This window comes from Pseudomonas floridensis (genome assembly GCF_002087235.1).
GTDB classification, from domain to species: Bacteria; Pseudomonadota; Gammaproteobacteria; order Pseudomonadales; family Pseudomonadaceae; genus Aquipseudomonas; species Aquipseudomonas floridensis.
Window position 1 is genome coordinate 1 of record NZ_MUIO01000255.1, and the last position, 1,201, is coordinate 1,201.

At 59.9% G+C, this 1,201-nt stretch carries 2 protein-coding genes; both read left to right on the top strand.

Annotation, left to right across the window (positions count from 1 at the left end; all coding sequences use genetic code 11):
- The coding region (locus BZK31_RS28730) for a TerC family protein (protein WP_425273312.1) at window positions 1–229 on the top strand (229 nt) is incomplete at its 5' end.
- 208 nt (window positions 230–437) lie between these two features.
- Window positions 438–1,201, top strand: a 764-nt coding sequence (locus tag BZK31_RS28735; RefSeq protein ID WP_167378139.1) for a Na/Pi cotransporter family protein, incomplete at its 3' end; no start/stop codon positions are given.

Consider the following 1,201-nt stretch of genomic DNA (forward strand, 5'->3'; position numbering starts at 1 on the left):
CGTGCTGGTGATGATGCTGTGCTCCGGCACGATCAGCGACTTCATCAACCGTCATCCGTCGCTGAAAATGCTCGCGCTGTCCTTTCTCACGCTGGTCGGAACCGTGTTGATCGCCGAGTCCTTCGACGTGCATGTGCCCAAGGGTTACGTGTACTTCGCGATGGCCTTCTCGCTGGTGGTCGAGACAATCAACATCAGAATGCGCACAGCCAGAGAGGCAAAGAAATGACACCTGGCGCCTCTCTAACGCGCACATCGTGTGCGGGCATTGATTTGTGACACTTTTATTTCAATGAACCCGAGCCTGTGCGATCCTTGCGACAAGGCCTCAGGCCGACTAAAGCTTTAGTGGAGCGCTACAAAAACACTTCCTCGCTCGCTACGCATCGTACTTTTCAATCCACGCCTGAACAGGCAAACCTCAGGGGGCTCTCAGTATGCTGACCCTGCTCGATTTGCTATCCGCTGTGGCCCTATTGATCTGGGGCACGCATATCGTGCGCACTGGCATCCTTCGTGTGTACGGCGCTCAACTGCGTCGTGTGCTCAGCCAGAACATGTCCAAACGTCCGCTGGCGTTCATTGCCGGCATTCTGGTGACCGCCATGGTCCAGAGCAGCAACGCTACCGCGATGCTGGTCACCTCGTTCGTGGGCCAGGGCCTGATGACGCTCACGCCTGCGCTGGTCATCATGCTCGGGGCCGATGTGGGCACGGCATTGATGTCGCGCGTGCTGACCTTCGACCTCTCGTGGCTGTCGCCACTGCTGATTTTCCTCGGCGTAGTGTTCTTTCTGTCGCGCAAACAGACCCGCGCCGGGCAAATGGGCCGCGTGGGCATCGGCCTGGGGCTGATCGTGCTGGCGCTGCAACTGATCGTCGCTGCCGCCGCGCCGATCACCCAGGCGGCCGGGGTCAAGGTGCTGTTTGCCTCACTGACGGGCGATCTGCTGCTGGACGCACTGGTCGGGGCACTGTTTGCACTGATCTCGTATTCCAGCCTGGCAGCAGTGCTGTTGACGGCCACGCTGGCAGGCGCGGAAATCATCGGTCTGCCGGTGGCGATCGGTCTGGTCATAGGTGCCAATATCGGCAGCGGCCTGCTCGCATTCCTCAGCACCAGCATGCAGAACGTGGCGGGCAGGCAGGTTGCACTGGGCAGCCTGCTGTACAAATTGCTGGGCCTGCTGCTGATCATTCC